At 47.3% G+C, this 21,684-nt stretch carries 5 protein-coding genes, 6 tRNA genes and 9 rRNA genes; 3 read left to right on the top strand and 17 right to left on the bottom strand.

The annotated features are described in order from the left end of the window. Positions 1-65 precede the first annotated feature (65 nt). Together OCV36_RS00725 and pssA are read left to right on the top strand one after the other, a co-directional pair. On the top strand, positions 66-497 hold the full coding sequence (locus OCV36_RS00725; RefSeq protein ID WP_102553680.1) for a GNAT family N-acetyltransferase: 432 nt from the start codon (positions 66-68) through the stop codon (positions 495-497). Between the two features lie 91 nt (positions 498-588). Continuing rightward, entirely contained in the window at positions 589-1,929 is a 1,341-nt protein-coding gene (gene pssA / locus OCV36_RS00720; protein WP_102553679.1) for a CDP-diacylglycerol--serine O-phosphatidyltransferase, read from the top strand. A gap of 564 nt (positions 1,930-2,493) precedes the next feature. Here the strand turns inward: pssA and OCV36_RS00715 are convergent. The 15 genes from OCV36_RS00715 to OCV36_RS00645 form a co-directional block, all read right to left on the bottom strand. Further along, positions 2,494-2,570 (bottom strand) — tRNA-Asp (locus tag OCV36_RS00715). A gap of 67 nt (positions 2,571-2,637) precedes the next feature. Next, positions 2,638-2,753, bottom strand: a 5S ribosomal RNA gene (rrf, locus tag OCV36_RS00710). 97 nt (positions 2,754-2,850) lie between these two features. Continuing rightward, a 23S ribosomal RNA gene (locus tag OCV36_RS00705) occupies positions 2,851-5,744 on the bottom strand. A gap of 370 nt (positions 5,745-6,114) precedes the next feature. Further along, a tRNA-Val gene (locus tag OCV36_RS00700) sits at positions 6,115-6,190 on the bottom strand. Positions 6,191-6,222: 32 nt separating this feature from the next. Further along, positions 6,223-6,298 (bottom strand) — tRNA-Lys (locus tag OCV36_RS00695). 2 nt (positions 6,299-6,300) lie between these two features. Beyond that, positions 6,301-6,376, bottom strand: a tRNA-Glu gene (locus OCV36_RS00690). Between the two features lie 91 nt (positions 6,377-6,467). Next, positions 6,468-8,022 (bottom strand): 16S ribosomal RNA (locus OCV36_RS00685). Between the two features lie 410 nt (positions 8,023-8,432). Further along, positions 8,433-8,548 (bottom strand): 5S ribosomal RNA (rrf, locus tag OCV36_RS00680). 97 nt (positions 8,549-8,645) lie between these two features. Beyond that, positions 8,646-11,539, bottom strand: a 23S ribosomal RNA gene (locus OCV36_RS00675). A 304-nt stretch (positions 11,540-11,843) separates the two neighbouring features. Continuing rightward, a tRNA-Ala gene (locus OCV36_RS00670) sits at positions 11,844-11,919 on the bottom strand. A 21-nt stretch (positions 11,920-11,940) separates the two neighbouring features. After that, positions 11,941-12,017, bottom strand: a tRNA-Ile gene (locus OCV36_RS00665). Between the two features lie 67 nt (positions 12,018-12,084). Further along, a 16S ribosomal RNA gene (locus tag OCV36_RS00660) occupies positions 12,085-13,639 on the bottom strand. A 413-nt stretch (positions 13,640-14,052) separates the two neighbouring features. After that, positions 14,053-14,168: ribosomal RNA gene (gene rrf, locus OCV36_RS00655) — 5S ribosomal RNA — on the bottom strand. A gap of 134 nt (positions 14,169-14,302) precedes the next feature. Further along, a 23S ribosomal RNA gene (locus tag OCV36_RS00650) occupies positions 14,303-17,196 on the bottom strand. A 355-nt stretch (positions 17,197-17,551) separates the two neighbouring features. Further along, positions 17,552-19,106 (bottom strand): 16S ribosomal RNA (locus tag OCV36_RS00645). Together the 16S, 23S and 5S rRNA genes with 6 tRNA genes alongside form the textbook arrangement of a ribosomal RNA operon. Positions 19,107-19,732: 626 nt before the next feature. On the opposite strand from OCV36_RS00645, the gene OCV36_RS00640 reads away from it, so the two are divergent. After that, complete coding sequence (locus OCV36_RS00640; RefSeq protein ID WP_004736687.1) at positions 19,733-20,185, top strand: RNA recognition motif domain-containing protein; 453 nt, start codon at positions 19,733-19,735, stop codon at positions 20,183-20,185. On the opposite strand, the gene murI is transcribed toward OCV36_RS00640, so the two are convergent. Continuing rightward, positions 20,148-20,954 (bottom strand): glutamate racemase, encoded by an 807-nt coding sequence (gene murI, locus OCV36_RS00635; RefSeq protein ID WP_029225168.1) that lies wholly within the window; start codon positions 20,952-20,954, stop codon positions 20,148-20,150. The genes OCV36_RS00640 and murI overlap by 38 nt on opposite strands. A 60-nt stretch (positions 20,955-21,014) precedes the next feature. After that, positions 21,015-21,680 carry an adenine nucleotide alpha hydrolase gene (locus OCV36_RS00630; RefSeq protein ID WP_135459041.1) on the bottom strand — a complete coding sequence of 222 codons (666 nt, stop codon included), beginning with the start codon at positions 21,678-21,680 and terminating at the stop codon, positions 21,015-21,017. Positions 21,681-21,684: the final 4 nt, after the last annotated feature.

Here is a 21,684-nt window from a genome sequence, read left to right as displayed (position 1 = left end):
ATGATATTCAATTAACTTACACTGCAGCCATTCTACCGTAGATAAACAAGTGGCGCAGTGACTGAATGAACAATGTCATCATTACCCAATTAGACCCCGTAAAGGTTCCTCTCGTTAAACGTTTCTATAAAGAACACTACCCAACAGGAAAAGCTAATAAGAGTGAACTGATCTATTCATTATTACTGAATAACGATCTTTGCGGTGTTGTACGCTTTCGAACGATAGAAGAGAGTCGCTTGCTTACCGGCATGGCGATCTCAAAGCAGCATAGAGGCAAGCAATTAGGCTCCCAGCTTATGGAGTACTGCGCACAACATACACTGACAGAAAACGATTACTGCTTTGCATACGCTCATCTCATAAACTTTTATACACGACACCAATTCATACAAATAGACCCAAAACAACTACCTAATGGTTTAAGAGTTTTATACGATCGCTATTCGAATAGCGGAAAAGATCTCATTCCTATGCATTATCAGCAAAATTGTTAGAGAATGCCTCGATTATCTAGTATTTGATGCTATGCCTTTGGTAAAATTAAAGGTTCGCAATTTTGCATATTTTTAAGGTAAAACAGTCAATATGATTGCCAGTAGGAATCCATTCATACAGTTGCCAACCATAGCGCAGAATCCTGACAAGTTTGAAGTACTACTATCAGCGCAAGAGTTTCGAACTCGCTTACTTGATGAGATATCGCGCGCAACGACTCGTATTAGTTTAGTCGCTTTGTATCTTGAAGATGACGAGGCTGGCCGTGAGATCCTAACTGCCTTATATGAAGCAAAGCAAAAGAACCCAGAATTGGACGTGAGTGTTTGTGTCGACTGGCATAGAGCACAACGCGGACTAATTGGTGCAGAGTCTTCAGAAGGCAATGCAGCAATGTACAAAGAGTTTGATGAAAAGTATCAGTACTCAGTTCCTGTCTATGGCATCCCTGTTCGTGGTAAAGAGGTTTTCGGTGTATTGCATCTAAAAGGCTTTATTGTCGATGATAGCGTAATATACAGTGGCGCAAGCCTTAACAATATCTATCTAAATTACCATGACCGCTATCGCTTTGATCGCTACCATGTTTTAAACAATGCAGCGCTTGCAGATTCAATGTTTGCTTATGTGCACGAACAAATGGTCGTAGATAGTGCTGTTTATGATTTAGCGGATAAGAACAAACCTGTTACCAAAGAACTAAAACCAGCCATTCGCCAGTTTCGTGCATCATTGGCAAGATCTCAATACCAATTCGATAATCAAGATGTTTCACCTGACCAAGTAGCCGTGACACCATTAGTCGGTATAGGTAAGAGGCGTAACCGCCTGAATCAGGGAATCAATCAACTTGTCGCTCAGGCTAAAGATGAAATCTTTATTTGTACGCCTTACTTCAACTTCCCACCGAGTTTAGCGAAAGAAGTAAAAAAAGCGCTTAGGCGTGGGGTAAAGGTCAGCATCGTTGTTGGGGATAAAACAGCGAACGATTTCTTTATCTCTCCTGAAGAAGAGTTTAAAACGATTGGTGGACTACCTTACCTTTACGAGTTGAACTTACGTCGTTTTGCTAAAGCAAATGAAGCCCATATTGCCAGTCGCAATCTATCTATTCGACTCTGGCAGCACGACTCTAATAGCTTCCATCTCAAGGGTATATGGGTCGATAAGCGTTATATGTTGCTAACAGGAAATAACCTAAATCCTCGAGCTTGGAAACTGGATCTAGAGAATGGTATTTTTATTCAAGATAACTACCACCATCTAACCGATAAATTCCAAGTTGAGGTCGATAATATTCTTCAACATACTCAGCTTATATGTACTTACAAGCAGTTAGATAAGATAGATAGCTACCCAATAGAAGTACAAAAGCTGCTTCGAAAAATCACTCGTGTAAAAGCAGACAGAGTGCTCAAACAAATACTGTAGCAAATCATTTTACAACGTGATTTATCAACGCCTAGCAACGCTAGGCGTTTTTATATCTGCCAAACGTAGATTTACAAGCAATTGAACAAAACCCTTCAAAAGCACTTAGGGCGAAAGAGAATAGTAAGATGTTTTTGCTCTAAAACCTTTGTCTTTGTGTATCACAAATAATACGAACATAAAAACAATAGCCAATTAAACAGTGGAAGCGTTAAAAACCCAATACCTAGTCAGAGCTAAACAAACAGGCCCCGTTATTCTTACAAGTTTTTCTGATACATGATGGCATGGTGTTATTTGCCGTTTCAGACTTTGCTCTTTTTGATACCTACACGTAAAGATAATGCTAAACCTTTTAGGAATCCGTCAAATATCGGCCTAGAAACGACGAAAGCCTAGTCGTCAGACTAGGCTTTCTAATATGTTCCGGTATAGCGGGAGCGTTTCTTGTAGGGCCGATAAATGAGGACAACATCTCTATGGAACTCATTCAGCCCAAAAACAAAACACTTTTCTTGAGATGTAAAAAAGCCCTGCTATTTCTAGCAGGGCTTTTCTAATAAGTGGCGGAGTGGACGGGACTCGAACCCGCGACCCCCGGCGTGACAGGCCGGTATTCTAACCAACTGAACTACCACTCCGCAGTGGTCAACTCACTAAGTGAGCGTCCATATCCCCAGGTCGGTCAACCTAAAGATTTAATTTAAAGCCTGGCGATGTCCTACTCTCACATGGGGAAACCCCACACTACCATCGGCGCTATTGTGTTTCACTTCTGAGTTCGGCATGGAATCAGGTGGGTCCACAATGCTATGGTCGCCAAGCAAATTTTAAAATTCGGAAAGCTTATTTAAAAGTATTTCTCTTCAAACGCATTCAAGGTCTGGTATATCTGAGTCCACAAAACCCCTTGGGTGTTGTATGGTTAAGCCTCACGGGCAATTAGTACAGGTTAGCTCAATGCCTCGCAGCACTTACACACCCTGCCTATCAACGTCGTAGTCTACGACAACCCTTTAGGACACTTATAGTGCCAGGGAAAACTCATCTCAAGGCTCGCTTCCCGCTTAGATGCTTTCAGCGGTTATCGATTCCGAACTTAGCTACCGGGCAATGCCATTGGCATGACAACCCGAACACCAGAGGTTCGTCCACTCCGGTCCTCTCGTACTAGGAGCAGCCCCTTTCAATTTTCCAACGCCCACGGCAGATAGGGACCGAACTGTCTCACGACGTTCTAAACCCAGCTCGCGTACCACTTTAAATGGCGAACAGCCATACCCTTGGGACCGACTTCAGCCCCAGGATGTGATGAGCCGACATCGAGGTGCCAAACACCGCCGTCGATATGAACTCTTGGGCGGTATCAGCCTGTTATCCCCGGAGTACCTTTTATCCGTTGAGCGATGGCCCTTCCATTCAGAACCACCGGATCACTATGACCTGCTTTCGCACCTGCTCGAATTGTCATTCTCGCAGTCAAGCGGGCTTATGCCATTGCACTAACCACACGATGTCCAACCGTGTTTAGCCCACCTTCGTGCTCCTCCGTTACTCTTTGGGAGGAGACCGCCCCAGTCAAACTACCCACCAGGCACTGTCCGTAATCCCGATTCAGGGACCAACGTTAGAACATCAAAACTACAAGGGTGGTATTTCAAGGACGACTCCATCACATCTAGCGACGCAATTTCATAGTCTCCCACCTATCCTACACATGTAGGTTCAATGTTCAGTGCCAAGCTGTAGTAAAGGTTCACGGGGTCTTTCCGTCTAGCCGCGGGTACACTGCATCTTCACAGCGATTTCAATTTCACTGAGTCTCGGGTGGAGACAGCGTGGCCATCATTACGCCATTCGTGCAGGTCGGAACTTACCCGACAAGGAATTTCGCTACCTTAGGACCGTTATAGTTACGGCCGCCGTTTACCGGGGCTTCGATCAAGAGCTTCGTCCGAAGACTAACCCCATCAATTAACCTTCCGGCACCGGGCAGGCGTCACACCGTATACGTCATCTTACGATTTTGCACAGTGCTGTGTTTTTAATAAACAGTTGCAGCCACCTGGTATCTGCGACTCTCGTCTGCTCCATCCGCAAGGGACTTCACTGATAAGAGCGTACCTTCTCCCGAAGTTACGGTACCATTTTGCCTAGTTCCTTCACCCGAGTTCTCTCAAGCGCCTTGGTATTCTCTACCCGACCACCTGTGTCGGTTTGGGGTACGATTCCTTACAATCTGAAGCTTAGAGGCTTTTCCTGGAAGCATGGCATCAATGACTTCACTACCGTAGTAGCTCGACATCGTATCTCAGCGTTAGTAGTGGTCCGGATTTACCTAAACCACCCGCCTACATACTTGAACCTGGACAACCGTCGCCAGGCCCACCTAGCCTTCTCCGTCCCCCCATCGCAATTGTAAGAAGTACGGGAATATTAACCCGTTTCCCATCGACTACGCCTTTCGGCCTCGCCTTAGGAGTCGACTTACCCTGCCCCGATTAACGTTGGACAGGAACCCTTGGTCTTCCGGCGAGGGAGTTTTTCACTCCCTTTATCGTTACTCATGTCAGCATTCGCACTTCTGATACCTCCAGCAGCCCTTACAGACCACCTTCAACGGCTTACAGAACGCTCCCCTACCCCACATACCCTAAGGTACGTAGCCGCAGCTTCGGTGTATAGCTTAGCCCCGTTACATCTTCCGCGCAGGCCGACTCGACCAGTGAGCTATTACGCTTTCTTTAAATGATGGCTGCTTCTAAGCCAACATCCTGGCTGTCTGAGCCTTCCCACATCGTTTCCCACTTAGCTATACTTTGGGACCTTAGCTGGCGGTCTGGGTTGTTTCCCTCTCCACGACGGACGTTAGCACCCGCCGTGTGTCTCCCGGATAGTACTTACTGGTATTCGGAGTTTGCAAAGGGTTGGTAAGTCGGGATGACCCCCTAGCCTTAACAGTGCTCTACCCCCAGTAGTATTCGTCCGAGGCGCTACCTAAATAGCTTTCGGGGAGAACCAGCTATCTCCAGGTTTGATTGGCCTTTCACCCCTAGCCACAAGTCATCCGCTAATTTTTCAACATTAGTCGGTTCGGTCCTCCAGTTGATGTTACTCAACCTTCAACCTGCCCATGGCTAGATCACCTGGTTTCGGGTCTAATCCTAGCAACTGTACGCCCAGTTAAGACTCGGTTTCCCTACGGCTCCCCTAAACGGTTAACCTTGCTACTAAAATTAAGTCGCTGACCCATTATACAAAAGGTACGCAGTCACACCACGAAGGTGCTCCTACTGCTTGTACGTACACGGTTTCAGGTTCTATTTCACTCCCCTCACAGGGGTTCTTTTCGCCTTTCCCTCACGGTACTGGTTCACTATCGGTCAGTCAGTAGTATTTAGCCTTGGAGGATGGTCCCCCCATATTCAGACAGGATATCACGTGTCCCGCCCTACTCGTTTTCACTGATTATGATGTGTCGGTTACGGGGCTATCACCCTTTACTGCGAGACTTTCCAGACTCTTCACCTGCATCATTAAAAGCTTAAGGGCTAATCCAATTTCGCTCGCCGCTACTTTCGGAATCTCGGTTGATTTCTCTTCCTCGGGGTACTTAGATGTTTCAGTTCCCCCGGTTTGCCTCCTGTTGCTATGTATTCACAACAGGATACGTGCTTATGCACGTGGGTTTCCCCATTCGGAAATCCCAGACTCAAAAGGTTATTACTACCTAATCTGGGCTTATCGCAAGTTATTACGTCCTTCATCGCCTCTGACTGCCAAGGCATCCACCGTGTACGCTTAGTCACTTAACCATACAACCCGAAAGGGTCTTAGTGTATGGCAACTAACCAAGGTTTTTGGTTGTCATTAAGAAGGGTTAATTCTCAATGACTGTTTGCCGGACTCAATTGTGAATCAATGTAAACATTGATTCGAATACAAGACACTTGAATGTGTTTGTTGTGTTTATCTAATGAAAGATAAACATTGAGAACTTTTAAATTTGATTGAATTACTCGTAAGTAAATCAATCAGTCAGCTTTCCAAATTGTTAAAGAGCATGAGACTTTAAGAACCAGTGTTCTAAAATTCACATTTTCTAAAGACTCTCAGGGTCAAACATACCAACCAGCGACAAAAGAAGTGGTTTGAACATTTTAATAACCAAGAATATTTAGAGAATGGTGGGCGATACCGGGCTCGAACCAGTGACCCCCTGCTTGTAAGGCAGGTGCTCTCCCAACTGAGCTAATCGCCCACGATAGTTTTAATTCCTTCGCGGAGAAAGAATGGTGGGTCGTGCAGGATTCGAACCTGCGACCAATTGATTAAAAGTCAACTGCTCTACCAACTGAGCTAACGACCCAATGGTATCCCGTAGGGGAGTCGAACCCCTGTTACCGCCGTGAAAGGGCGGTGTCCTAGGCCTCTAGACGAACGGGACACTGGATATTGAAGAACTTGGGAGTTCTTCGTCTCTTTACTTTTCTAAACCTAATCAATCTGTGTGGACACTCATCGTGACTATCTTCGTATAAGGAGGTGATCCAGCCCCAGGTTCCCCTAGGGCTACCTTGTTACGACTTCACCCCAGTCATGAACCACAAAGTGGTGAGCGTCCTCCCCGAAAGGTTAAACTACCCACTTCTTTTGCAGCCCACTCCCATGGTGTGACGGGCGGTGTGTACAAGGCCCGGGAACGTATTCACCGTGACATTCTGATTCACGATTACTAGCGATTCCGACTTCATGGAGTCGAGTTGCAGACTCCAATCCGGACTACGACGCACTTTTTGGGATTCGCTCACTATCGCTAGCTTGCTGCCCTCTGTATGCGCCATTGTAGCACGTGTGTAGCCCTACTCGTAAGGGCCATGATGACTTGACGTCGTCCCCACCTTCCTCCGGTTTATCACCGGCAGTCTCCCTGGAGTTCCCGACATTACTCGCTGGCAAACAAGGATAAGGGTTGCGCTCGTTGCGGGACTTAACCCAACATTTCACAACACGAGCTGACGACAGCCATGCAGCACCTGTCTCAGAGCTCCCGAAGGCACACCTGCGTCTCCGCTGGCTTCTCTGGATGTCAAGAGTAGGTAAGGTTCTTCGCGTTGCATCGAATTAAACCACATGCTCCACCGCTTGTGCGGGCCCCCGTCAATTCATTTGAGTTTTAATCTTGCGACCGTACTCCCCAGGCGGTCTACTTAACGCGTTAGCTCCGAAAGCCACGGCTCAAGGCCACAACCTCCAAGTAGACATCGTTTACGGCGTGGACTACCAGGGTATCTAATCCTGTTTGCTCCCCACGCTTTCGCATCTGAGTGTCAGTGTCTGTCCAGGGGGCCGCCTTCGCCACTGGTATTCCTTCAGATCTCTACGCATTTCACCGCTACACCTGAAATTCTACCCCCCTCTACAGCACTCTAGTTCACCAGTTTCAAATGCAGTTCCGAGGTTGAGCCCCGGGCTTTCACATCTGACTTAATGAACCACCTGCATGCGCTTTACGCCCAGTAATTCCGATTAACGCTCGCACCCTCCGTATTACCGCGGCTGCTGGCACGGAGTTAGCCGGTGCTTCTTCTGTTGCTAACGTCAAGATGCGCAGCTATTAACTACACACCCTTCCTCACAACTGAAAGTACTTTACAACCCGAAGGCCTTCTTCATACACGCGGCATGGCTGCATCAGGCTTTCGCCCATTGTGCAATATTCCCCACTGCTGCCTCCCGTAGGAGTCTGGACCGTGTCTCAGTTCCAGTGTGGCTGATCATCCTCTCAGACCAGCTAGGGATCGTCGCCTTGGTGAGCCATTACCTCACCAACTAGCTAATCCCACCTAGGCATATCTTGACGCGAGAGGTCCGAAGATCCCCCTCTTTGGCCCGTAGGCATTATGCGGTATTAGCCATCGTTTCCAATGGTTATCCCCCACATCAAGGCAATTTCCTAGGCATTACTCACCCGTCCGCCGCTCGACGCCCATTAACGCACCCGAAGGATTGTTAGTGTCGTTTCCGCTCGACTTGCATGTGTTAGGCCTGCCGCCAGCGTTCAATCTGAGCCATGATCAAACTCTTCAATTTAAGATTTTGTGACTCAACGAATACTGACTTCAAAACTATTCTTTATAAATAAAGAGTGTAATTTTAAAGCTATTACCATTCCAACAGAATGGTAATGAATTGACTGTGCCAAAATTAAGTAAACTTAACTTTGTATTGGTCACTCAGTTCATTGAAATCAAGTTTGTTACCGAAGTAACTGTTACTACCTAAGTAATAACGTTTTGATATTCATCAACGAGTGCCCACACAGATTGATAGGTTTAAATTGTTAAAGAGCGTGTTCTCTAAAAAGAGAACGCTTTCAGTGCCTTAGCACTTAAGCAGGACGCGTATAATACGCTTTCCACTTTGAAAGTCAACATAAAACACTAAGAAAACTTAGAACTCTATGGTGACTTGTCTATTAAATAGACAAAGTCGAAATTAAAGCCTGGCGATGTCCTACTCTCACATGGGGAAACCCCACACTACCATCGGCGCTATTGTGTTTCACTTCTGAGTTCGGCATGGAATCAGGTGGGTCCACAATGCTATGGTCGCCAAGCAAATTTTAAAATTCGGAAAGCTTATCTAAAAGTATTTCTCTTCAAACTCATTCAAGGTCTGATACATCTGAGTCCACAAAACCCCTTGGGTGTTGTATGGTTAAGCCTCACGGGCAATTAGTACAGGTTAGCTCAATGCCTCGCAGCACTTACACACCCTGCCTATCAACGTCGTAGTCTACGACAACCCTTTAGGACACTTATAGTGCCAGGGAAAACTCATCTCAAGGCTCGCTTCCCGCTTAGATGCTTTCAGCGGTTATCGATTCCGAACTTAGCTACCGGGCAATGCCATTGGCATGACAACCCGAACACCAGAGGTTCGTCCACTCCGGTCCTCTCGTACTAGGAGCAGCCCCTTTCAATTTTCCAACGCCCACGGCAGATAGGGACCGAACTGTCTCACGACGTTCTAAACCCAGCTCGCGTACCACTTTAAATGGCGAACAGCCATACCCTTGGGACCGACTTCAGCCCCAGGATGTGATGAGCCGACATCGAGGTGCCAAACACCGCCGTCGATATGAACTCTTGGGCGGTATCAGCCTGTTATCCCCGGAGTACCTTTTATCCGTTGAGCGATGGCCCTTCCATTCAGAACCACCGGATCACTATGACCTGCTTTCGCACCTGCTCGAATTGTCATTCTCGCAGTCAAGCGGGCTTATGCCATTGCACTAACCACACGATGTCCAACCGTGTTTAGCCCACCTTCGTGCTCCTCCGTTACTCTTTGGGAGGAGACCGCCCCAGTCAAACTACCCACCAGGCACTGTCCGTAATCCCGATTCAGGGACCAACGTTAGAACATCAAAACTACAAGGGTGGTATTTCAAGGACGACTCCATCACATCTAGCGACGCAATTTCATAGTCTCCCACCTATCCTACACATGTAGGTTCAATGTTCAGTGCCAAGCTGTAGTAAAGGTTCACGGGGTCTTTCCGTCTAGCCGCGGGTACACTGCATCTTCACAGCGATTTCAATTTCACTGAGTCTCGGGTGGAGACAGCGTGGCCATCATTACGCCATTCGTGCAGGTCGGAACTTACCCGACAAGGAATTTCGCTACCTTAGGACCGTTATAGTTACGGCCGCCGTTTACCGGGGCTTCGATCAAGAGCTTCGTCCGAAGACTAACCCCATCAATTAACCTTCCGGCACCGGGCAGGCGTCACACCGTATACGTCATCTTACGATTTTGCACAGTGCTGTGTTTTTAATAAACAGTTGCAGCCACCTGGTATCTGCGACTCTCGTCTGCTCCATCCGCAAGGGACTTCACTGATAAGAGCGTACCTTCTCCCGAAGTTACGGTACCATTTTGCCTAGTTCCTTCACCCGAGTTCTCTCAAGCGCCTTGGTATTCTCTACCCGACCACCTGTGTCGGTTTGGGGTACGATTCCTTACAATCTGAAGCTTAGAGGCTTTTCCTGGAAGCATGGCATCAATGACTTCACTACCGTAGTAGCTCGACATCGTATCTCAGCGTTAGTAGTGGTCCGGATTTACCTAAACCACCCGCCTACATACTTGAACCTGGACAACCGTCGCCAGGCCCACCTAGCCTTCTCCGTCCCCCCATCGCAATTGTAAGAAGTACGGGAATATTAACCCGTTTCCCATCGACTACGCCTTTCGGCCTCGCCTTAGGAGTCGACTTACCCTGCCCCGATTAACGTTGGACAGGAACCCTTGGTCTTCCGGCGAGGGAGTTTTTCACTCCCTTTATCGTTACTCATGTCAGCATTCGCACTTCTGATACCTCCAGCAGCCCTTACAGACCACCTTCAACGGCTTACAGAACGCTCCCCTACCCCACATACCCTAAGGTACGTAGCCGCAGCTTCGGTGTATAGCTTAGCCCCGTTACATCTTCCGCGCAGGCCGACTCGACCAGTGAGCTATTACGCTTTCTTTAAATGATGGCTGCTTCTAAGCCAACATCCTGGCTGTCTGAGCCTTCCCACATCGTTTCCCACTTAGCTATACTTTGGGACCTTAGCTGGCGGTCTGGGTTGTTTCCCTCTCCACGACGGACGTTAGCACCCGCCGTGTGTCTCCCGGATAGTACTTACTGGTATTCGGAGTTTGCAAAGGGTTGGTAAGTCGGGATGACCCCCTAGCCTTAACAGTGCTCTACCCCCAGTAGTATTCGTCCGAGGCGCTACCTAAATAGCTTTCGGGGAGAACCAGCTATCTCCAGGTTTGATTGGCCTTTCACCCCTAGCCACAAGTCATCCGCTAATTTTTCAACATTAGTCGGTTCGGTCCTCCAGTTGATGTTACTCAACCTTCAACCTGCCCATGGCTAGATCACCTGGTTTCGGGTCTAATCCTAGCAACTGTACGCCCAGTTAAGACTCGGTTTCCCTACGGCTCCCCTAAACGGTTAACCTTGCTACTAAAATTAAGTCGCTGACCCATTATACAAAAGGTACGCAGTCACACCACGAAGGTGCTCCTACTGCTTGTACGTACACGGTTTCAGGTTCTATTTCACTCCCCTCACAGGGGTTCTTTTCGCCTTTCCCTCACGGTACTGGTTCACTATCGGTCAGTCAGTAGTATTTAGCCTTGGAGGATGGTCCCCCCATATTCAGACAGGATATCACGTGTCCCGCCCTACTCGTTTTCACTGATTATGATGTGTCGGTTACGGGGCTATCACCCTTTACTGCGAGACTTTCCAGACTCTTCACCTGCATCATTAAAAGCTTAAGGGCTAATCCAATTTCGCTCGCCGCTACTTTCGGAATCTCGGTTGATTTCTCTTCCTCGGGGTACTTAGATGTTTCAGTTCCCCCGGTTTGCCTCCTGTTGCTATGTATTCACAACAGGATACGTGCTTATGCACGTGGGTTTCCCCATTCGGAAATCCCAGACTCAAAAGGTTATTACTACCTAATCTGGGCTTATCGCAAGTTATTACGTCCTTCATCGCCTCTGACTGCCAAGGCATCCACCGTGTACGCTTAGTCACTTAACCATACAACCCGAAAGGGTCTTAGTGTATGGCAACTAACCAAGGTTTTTGGTTGTCATCAAGAAGGGTTAATTCTCAATGACTGTTTGCCGGACTCAATTGTGAATCAATGTAAACATTGATTCGAATACAAGACACTTGAATGTGTTTGTTGTGTTTATCTAATGAAAGATAAACATTGAGAACTTTTAAATTTGATTTGAATTACTCGTAAGTAATCAAATCAGTCAGCTTTCCAAATTGTTAAAGAGCTTGATTCAAACTAATGAACCATTTCTAAATATTTTCAAATAAAAACACTTAAAGATGGTGGAGCTATGCGGGATCGAACCGCAGACCTCCTGCGTGCAAGGCAGGCGCTCTCCCAGCTGAGCTATAGCCCCATCTTTGTATCTAGTCGATATTGGTGGGTCTGAGTGGACTCGAACCACCGACCTCCCGCTTATCAGGCGAGCGCTCTAACCAGCTGAGCTACAGACCCAATATCGTCTCTTTTACTTTCTAAACCTAATCAATCTGTGTGGACACTCATCGTGACTATCTTCGTATAAGGAGGTGATCCAGCCCCAGGTTCCCCTAGGGCTACCTTGTTACGACTTCACCCCAGTCATGAACCACAAAGTGGTGAGCGTCCTCCCCGAAAGGTTAAACTACCCACTTCTTTTGCAGCCCACTCCCATGGTGTGACGGGCGGTGTGTACAAGGCCCGGGAACGTATTCACCGTGACATTCTGATTCACGATTACTAGCGATTCCGACTTCATGGAGTCGAGTTGCAGACTCCAATCCGGACTACGACGCACTTTTTGGGATTCGCTCACTATCGCTAGCTTGCTGCCCTCTGTATGCGCCATTGTAGCACGTGTGTAGCCCTACTCGTAAGGGCCATGATGACTTGACGTCGTCCCCACCTTCCTCCGGTTTATCACCGGCAGTCTCCCTGGAGTTCCCGACATTACTCGCTGGCAAACAAGGATAAGGGTTGCGCTCGTTGCGGGACTTAACCCAACATTTCACAACACGAGCTGACGACAGCCATGCAGCACCTGTCTCAGAGCTCCCGAAGGCACACCTGCGTCTCCGCTGGCTTCTCTGGATGTCAAGAGTAGGTAAGGTTCTTCGCGTTGCATCGAATTAAACCACATGCTCCACCGCTTGTGCGGGCCCCCGTCAATTCATTTGAGTTTTAATCTTGCGACCGTACTCCCCAGGCGGTCTACTTAACGCGTTAGCTCCGAAAGCCACGGCTCAAGGCCACAACCTCCAAGTAGACATCGTTTACGGCGTGGACTACCAGGGTATCTAATCCTGTTTGCTCCCCACGCTTTCGCATCTGAGTGTCAGTGTCTGTCCAGGGGGCCGCCTTCGCCACTGGTATTCCTTCAGATCTCTACGCATTTCACCGCTACACCTGAAATTCTACCCCCCTCTACAGCACTCTAGTTCACCAGTTTCAAATGCAGTTCCGAGGTTGAGCCCCGGGCTTTCACATCTGACTTAATGAACCACCTGCATGCGCTTTACGCCCAGTAATTCCGATTAACGCTCGCACCCTCCGTATTACCGCGGCTGCTGGCACGGAGTTAGCCGGTGCTTCTTCTGTTGCTAACGTCAAGATGCGCAGCTATTAACTACACACCCTTCCTCACAACTGAAAGTACTTTACAACCCGAAGGCCTTCTTCATACACGCGGCATGGCTGCATCAGGCTTTCGCCCATTGTGCAATATTCCCCACTGCTGCCTCCCGTAGGAGTCTGGACCGTGTCTCAGTTCCAGTGTGGCTGATCATCCTCTCAGACCAGCTAGGGATCGTCGCCTTGGTGAGCCATTACCTCACCAACTAGCTAATCCCACCTAGGCATATCTTGACGCGAGAGGTCCGAAGATCCCCCTCTTTGGCCCGTAGGCATTATGCGGTATTAGCCATCGTTTCCAATGGTTATCCCCCACATCAAGGCAATTTCCTAGGCATTACTCACCCGTCCGCCGCTCGACGCCCATTAACGCACCCGAAGGATTGTTAGTGTCGTTTCCGCTCGACTTGCATGTGTTAGGCCTGCCGCCAGCGTTCAATCTGAGCCATGATCAAACTCTTCAATTTAAGATTTTGTGACTCAACGAATACTGACTTCAAAACTAATATTCATTCGAAAATGAACATGTAATTCTAAAGCTATTACCATTCCAACAGAATGGTAATGAATTGACTGTGCCAAAATTAAGTAAACTTAACTTTGTATTGGTCACTCAGTTCATTGAAATCAAGTTTGTTACCGAAGTAACTGTTACTACCTAAGTAATAACGTTTTGATATTCATCAACGAGTGCCCACACAGATTGATAGGTTTAAATTGTTAAAGAGCGTGTTCTCTAAAAAGAGAACGCTTTCAGTGCCTTAGCACTTAAGCAGGACGCGTATAATACGCTTTCCACTTTGAAAGTCAACATAAAACACTAAGAAAACTTAGAACTCTATGGTGACTTGTCTATTAAATAGACAAAGTCGAAATTAAAGCCTGGCGATGTCCTACTCTCACATGGGGAAACCCCACACTACCATCGGCGCTATTGTGTTTCACTTCTGAGTTCGGCATGGAATCAGGTGGGTCCACAATGCTATGGTCGCCAAGCAAATTTTGCTTTTACTTTCAGTTTTTTAAAAACTGAAGGCAAAATAATCTGGAAAGCTTATTTAAAAGTTATTTCTCTTCAAACGCATTCAAGGTCTGGTACATCTGAGTCCACAAAACCCCTTGGGTGTTGTATGGTTAAGCCTCACGGGCAATTAGTACAGGTTAGCTCAATGCCTCGCAGCACTTACACACCCTGCCTATCAACGTCGTAGTCTACGACAACCCTTTAGGACACTTATAGTGCCAGGGAAAACTCATCTCAAGGCTCGCTTCCCGCTTAGATGCTTTCAGCGGTTATCGATTCCGAACTTAGCTACCGGGCAATGCCATTGGCATGACAACCCGAACACCAGAGGTTCGTCCACTCCGGTCCTCTCGTACTAGGAGCAGCCCCTTTCAATTTTCCAACGCCCACGGCAGATAGGGACCGAACTGTCTCACGACGTTCTAAACCCAGCTCGCGTACCACTTTAAATGGCGAACAGCCATACCCTTGGGACCGACTTCAGCCCCAGGATGTGATGAGCCGACATCGAGGTGCCAAACACCGCCGTCGATATGAACTCTTGGGCGGTATCAGCCTGTTATCCCCGGAGTACCTTTTATCCGTTGAGCGATGGCCCTTCCATTCAGAACCACCGGATCACTATGACCTGCTTTCGCACCTGCTCGAATTGTCATTCTCGCAGTCAAGCGGGCTTATGCCATTGCACTAACCACACGATGTCCAACCGTGTTTAGCCCACCTTCGTGCTCCTCCGTTACTCTTTGGGAGGAGACCGCCCCAGTCAAACTACCCACCAGGCACTGTCCGTAATCCCGATTCAGGGACCAACGTTAGAACATCAAAACTACAAGGGTGGTATTTCAAGGACGACTCCATCACATCTAGCGACGCAATTTCATAGTCTCCCACCTATCCTACACATGTAGGTTCAATGTTCAGTGCCAAGCTGTAGTAAAGGTTCACGGGGTCTTTCCGTCTAGCCGCGGGTACACTGCATCTTCACAGCGATTTCAATTTCACTGAGTCTCGGGTGGAGACAGCGTGGCCATCATTACGCCATTCGTGCAGGTCGGAACTTACCCGACAAGGAATTTCGCTACCTTAGGACCGTTATAGTTACGGCCGCCGTTTACCGGGGCTTCGATCAAGAGCTTCGTCCGAAGACTAACCCCATCAATTAACCTTCCGGCACCGGGCAGGCGTCACACCGTATACGTCATCTTACGATTTTGCACAGTGCTGTGTTTTTAATAAACAGTTGCAGCCACCTGGTATCTGCGACTCTCGTCTGCTCCATCCGCAAGGGACTTCACTGATAAGAGCGTACCTTCTCCCGAAGTTACGGTACCATTTTGCCTAGTTCCTTCACCCGAGTTCTCTCAAGCGCCTTGGTATTCTCTACCCGACCACCTGTGTCGGTTTGGGGTACGATTCCTTACAATCTGAAGCTTAGAGGCTTTTCCTGGAAGCATGGCATCAATGACTTCACTACCGTAGTAGCTCGACATCGTATCTCAGCGTTAGTAGTGGTCCGGATTTACCTAAACCACCCGCCTACATACTTGAACCTGGACAACCGTCGCCAGGCCCACCTAGCCTTCTCCGTCCCCCCATCGCAATTGTAAGAAGTACGGGAATATTAACCCGTTTCCCATCGACTACGCCTTTCGGCCTCGCCTTAGGAGTCGACTTACCCTGCCCCGATTAACGTTGGACAGGAACCCTTGGTCTTCCGGCGAGGGAGTTTTTCACTCCCTTTATCGTTACTCATGTCAGCATTCGCACTTCTGATACCTCCAGCAGCCCTTACAGACCACCTTCAACGGCTTACAGAACGCTCCCCTACCCCACATACCCTAAGGTACGTAGCCGCAGCTTCGGTGTATAGCTTAGCCCCGTTACATCTTCCGCGCAGGCCGACTCGACCAGTGAGCTATTACGCTTTCTTTAAATGATGGCTGCTTCTAAGCCAACATCCTGGCTGTCTGAGCCTTCCCACATCGTTTCCCACTTAGCTATACTTTGGGACCTTAGCTGGCGGTCTGGGTTGTTTCCCTCTCCACGACGGACGTTAGCACCCGCCGTGTGTCTCCCGGATAGTACTTACTGGTATTCGGAGTTTGCAAAGGGTTGGTAAGTCGGGATGACCCCCTAGCCTTAACAGTGCTCTACCCCCAGTAGTATTCGTCCGAGGCGCTACCTAAATAGCTTTCGGGGAGAACCAGCTATCTCCAGGTTTGATTGGCCTTTCACCCCTAGCCACAAGTCATCCGCTAATTTTTCAACATTAGTCGGTTCGGTCCTCCAGTTGATGTTACTCAACCTTCAACCTGCCCATGGCTAGATCACCTGGTTTCGGGTCTAATCCTAGCAACTGTACGCCCAGTTAAGACTCGGTTTCCCTACGGCTCCCCTAAACGGTTAACCTTGCTACTAAAATTAAGTCGCTGACCCATTATACAAAAGGTACGCAGTCACACCACGAAGGTGCTCCTACTGCTTGTACGTACACGGTTTCAGGTTCTATTTCACTCCCCTCACAGGGGTTCTTTTCGCCTTTCCCTCACGGTACTGGTTCACTATCGGTCAGTCAGTAGTATTTAGCCTTGGAGGATGGTCCCCCCATATTCAGACAGGATATCACGTGTCCCGCCCTACTCGTTTTCACTGATTATGATGTGTCGGTTACGGGGCTATCACCCTTTACTGCGAGACTTTCCAGACTCTTCACCTGCATCATTAAAAGTTTAAGGGCTAATCCAATTTCGCTCGCCGCTACTTTCGGAATCTCGGTTGATTTCTCTTCCTCGGGGTACTTAGATGTTTCAGTTCCCCCGGTTTGCCTCCTGTTGCTATGTATTCACAACAGGATACGTGCTTATGCACGTGGGTTTCCCCATTCGGAAATCCCAGACTCAAAAGGTTATTACTACCTAATCTGGGCTTATCGCAAGTTATTACGTCCTTCATCGCCTCTGACTGCCAAGGCATCCACCGTGTACGCTTAGTCACTTAACCATACAACCCGAAAGGGTCTTAGTGTATGGCAACTAACCAAGGTTTTTGGTTGTCATCAAGAAGGGTTAATTCCTGATAACTGTTTGCCGGACTCAATTGTGAATCAAACTAAGTTTGATTCGAATACAAGACACTTGAATGTGTTTGTTGTGTTTATCTAATGAAAGATAAACATTGAGAACTTTTAAATTTGATTGAATTACTCGTAAGTAAATCAATCAGTCAGCTTTCCAAATTGTTAAAGAGCATAAAGCAAAAAGCTTTAATCAATAACTTACGTTATTAATTAAAGCTCTGGCTTTAACTAAATCTAAACCATCAATCTGTGTGGACACTCATCGTGACTATCTTCGTATAAGGAGGTGATCCAGCCCCAGGTTCCCCTAGGGCTACCTTGTTACGACTTCACCCCAGTCATGAACCACAAAGTGGTGAGCGTCCTCCCCGAAAGGTTAAACTACCCACTTCTTTTGCAGCCCACTCCCATGGTGTGACGGGCGGTGTGTACAAGGCCCGGGAACGTATTCACCGTGACATTCTGATTCACGATTACTAGCGATTCCGACTTCATGGAGTCGAGTTGCAGACTCCAATCCGGACTACGACGCACTTTTTGGGATTCGCTCACTATCGCTAGCTTGCTGCCCTCTGTATGCGCCATTGTAGCACGTGTGTAGCCCTACTCGTAAGGGCCATGATGACTTGACGTCGTCCCCACCTTCCTCCGGTTTATCACCGGCAGTCTCCCTGGAGTTCCCGACATTACTCGCTGGCAAACAAGGATAAGGGTTGCGCTCGTTGCGGGACTTAACCCAACATTTCACAACACGAGCTGACGACAGCCATGCAGCACCTGTCTCAGAGCTCCCGAAGGCACACCTGCGTCTCCGCTGGCTTCTCTGGATGTCAAGAGTAGGTAAGGTTCTTCGCGTTGCATCGAATTAAACCACATGCTCCACCGCTTGTGCGGGCCCCCGTCAATTCATTTGAGTTTTAATCTTGCGACCGTACTCCCCAGGCGGTCTACTTAACGCGTTAGCTCCGAAAGCCACGGCTCAAGGCCACAACCTCCAAGTAGACATCGTTTACGGCGTGGACTACCAGGGTATCTAATCCTGTTTGCTCCCCACGCTTTCGCATCTGAGTGTCAGTGTCTGTCCAGGGGGCCGCCTTCGCCACTGGTATTCCTTCAGATCTCTACGCATTTCACCGCTACACCTGAAATTCTACCCCCCTCTACAGCACTCTAGTTCACCAGTTTCAAATGCAGTTCCGAGGTTGAGCCCCGGGCTTTCACATCTGACTTAATGAACCACCTGCATGCGCTTTACGCCCAGTAATTCCGATTAACGCTCGCACCCTCCGTATTACCGCGGCTGCTGGCACGGAGTTAGCCGGTGCTTCTTCTGTTGCTAACGTCAAGATGCGCAGCTATTAACTACACACCCTTCCTCACAACTGAAAGTACTTTACAACCCGAAGGCCTTCTTCATACACGCGGCATGGCTGCATCAGGCTTTCGCCCATTGTGCAATATTCCCCACTGCTGCCTCCCGTAGGAGTCTGGACCGTGTCTCAGTTCCAGTGTGGCTGATCATCCTCTCAGACCAGCTAGGGATCGTCGCCTTGGTGAGCCATTACCTCACCAACTAGCTAATCCCACCTAGGCATATCTTGACGCGAGAGGCCCGAAGGTCCCCCTCTTTGGCCCGTAGGCATTATGCGGTATTAGCCATCGTTTCCAATGGTTATCCCCCACATCAAGGCAATTTCCTAGGCATTACTCACCCGTCCGCCGCTCGACGCCCATTAACGCACCCGAAGGATTGTTAGTGTCGTTTCCGCTCGACTTGCATGTGTTAGGCCTGCCGCCAGCGTTCAATCTGAGCCATGATCAAACTCTTCAATTTAAGATTTTGTGACTCAACGAATACTGACTTCAAAACTAATATTCATTCGAAAATGAACATGTAATTCTAAAGCTATTACCATTCCAACAGAATGGTAATGAATTGACTGTGCCAAAATTAAGTAAACTTAACTTTGTATTGGTCACTCAGTTCATTGAAATCAAGTTTGTTACCGAAGTAACTGTTACTACCTAAGTAATAACGTTTTGATATTCATCAACGAGTGCCCACACAGATTGATAGGTTTAAATTGTTAAAGAGCGCTAGCGTTTTGTGATTCACATCTCAGTCGCTAGGGGTGCGTACTATACCTGCACCACTTTGAGAGTCAAGAGTTATTTTCGAACCCTTTTTCTCTACCGATTTCGCTGTGTGACTTTCGTCTCACTCCGTGTCGGTGAGGCGGCATTATAGAGAGATCGACATAGAGCACAAGGGCTTTTTAAAATAAAAGTTTTGTTCGCCTAAAAAGCCACCAGATCCGCATTTTTCGAATAAAAACTAAACATTTGAGACGTATCACAGCAATAGATTGGCAAAATGGAAACCATGAACGTAAGATTCATGTATCTATTTTGTTAAGAGTAGATGCGTCTATTTCGTTTATTAATATGTAGTATTCCGATATGAACTCAAAAAAATCGATGTTGTTAATTGTCGCACTAGCTGTTCTAGGTGGCATTGTTTTCTCTCAGGTAGATATATCGCCTGCAATTACCTTTATCCTTGGTGTCTTGGCTTCCGCTTTTGTTGTTAACTTTTCAAGCACCGACTCAAAATCAGATTCAGAACCTAAGGCATCAACAAAAACACTTTATGTAGGTAACCTTCCATACAAAGCGAATGAGTCACACGTACGTGAATTATTCTCAGAGTATGGTGAAGTATTTGCAGTACGCTTAATGAAAGACAAACGTACTGGTAAAAGAAGAGGCTTTGGATTTGTCGTAATGGCTAGCAATGATGTGAATCATGCTATTTCAGAACTTAACGATAAAGATTACATGCAACGAACTTTAAAAGTGCGAGTTGCAAATGATCCTAAACATCCAGAAACGGACGAAGCTGAACTGAGCTAAACCCTAACTGCTTTAACATGCTATTTAGTGCACTTTCTTTTTTAGGAAGTGCACTACAAAAAACTTCACGTACTCCCCACTCTTTACTACCACTCTCCAAATCCAATAGATCTTGAACTCGCTTAGCAATAGCTTTACCAGAATCAACCAATAAAACATTCTTACCTAAGACTTGTTGAATCTCAGACTTTATCAATGGGAAATGTGTACATCCTAAAACAGCCACATCAATTGTGTTGATCATCGGTTGAAGGATTTGCTGTAGCTCTTGAAGGTTAATCGCTTCTCCTCGGAGTTTCTCTTCAGCCATGTCCACCAGCCGAGTCGAACCTAAAAGTTCAACCCTTTTATTACTTGAGAAGTTTTTGATGAGCTCGTGTGTGTATTCACGAGTAATCGTTGCGGGAGTAGCAATAAGACCCACCGCTTTATTGGCAAGTAAGGATGCAGGCTTAATTGCTGGAACAACGCCGACAATAGGAATAAGGTTATTAGAACGGAGTGTAGGTAAGACAATCGTACTTGCGGTATTACAGGCTATCACTACGATATCAATCGCGTGGCTATCCACAAAACTGGTTACGATACTTTGAACTCGACGAATGAGCACTTGCTGGTCAAGCTCACCATATGGGTAGGCTTCATTATCGAATACATAGGTATAGTTATGATTCGGTAGTAACTGACTTATCTCTCTATATACAGATAGACCACCCACTCCAGAATCAAAGACTAATATATTTTTCTGTAGACTATTCGACACAACGATTACCTGTAATAAGTTTCGCTGCAATGATACTCCTTCGCTTAGTTTTCGCCAATCCTCACTCTATATAATGCAAGCTTGATAACGTTGATGAACAAAGCGCTCACCTTGCTCTACATTTCCTAGCTCTATCTTGAGCTTACCTTTAAAGCATGGCGCTGACGTCACTAAGGTGTGGAACTCACCATCTTCGCCACATGGATCGACATGACTCGGTAAGCTGCCTATTAGCTCAAGTGTGTATTCCTTCCCGCAATAGCTCATGTCTAATGCTTCGCTATCGACCGTGACGAGAAAGGTTTCGATTCCTCTGTCTATTATTTCACTCGCAAGTGCCTGACTGCTCTCTCCCATGAGAGGGAACACACACTCCCAACCAGCGGGTTCTATATAGCTTCTTCGATAATCGGCAATGCCATTACAGAACATATCTCCAAACGCGACTGCGTCGATTGATAAGCCAGAACCTTTAAGTGCGGAGACAATGGTACTTTGATAAATCTCGTTACTTGGAAACACTTCAGGAAGTTCAATCGTTACTAATGGTAAACCTACCAGTTTAGCCTGCATGGCAACCACATCAATCGAAGTCACTTGGAAAGGGACCTCATCACCAACGTAAGTAGTATAGAGAGCAACAACTTCATATTCGGAGCTTTCAAGTAGACGCTCCAACGTTAATGTCGAGTCTTTACCTGACGACCAACTTATGACGACTTTCTTTTTCATTGAT

It is taken from the genome of Vibrio echinoideorum, from assembly GCF_024347455.1.
Classification (GTDB): Bacteria; Pseudomonadota; Gammaproteobacteria; order Enterobacterales; family Vibrionaceae; genus Vibrio; species Vibrio echinoideorum.
The sequence above is the reverse complement of the archived record's forward strand: the minus strand, read 5'-3'. Positions and strand labels throughout refer to the sequence as shown.

Bases quoted from the DNA above. Each gene is read 5' to 3' on its own strand.
- OCV36_RS00725 (WP_102553680.1), top strand. From the start codon at position 66: ATGAACAATGTCATCATTACCCAATTAGACCCCGTAAAGGTTCCTCTC.
- pssA (WP_102553679.1), top strand. From the start codon at position 589: ATGATTGCCAGTAGGAATCCATTCATACAGTTGCCAACCATAGCGCAG.
- OCV36_RS00640 (WP_004736687.1), top strand. From the start codon at position 19,733: ATGAACTCAAAAAAATCGATGTTGTTAATTGTCGCACTAGCTGTTCTA.
- OCV36_RS00630 (WP_135459041.1), bottom strand. From the start codon at position 21,680: ATGAAAAAGAAAGTCGTCATAAGTTGGTCGTCAGGTAAAGACTCGACA.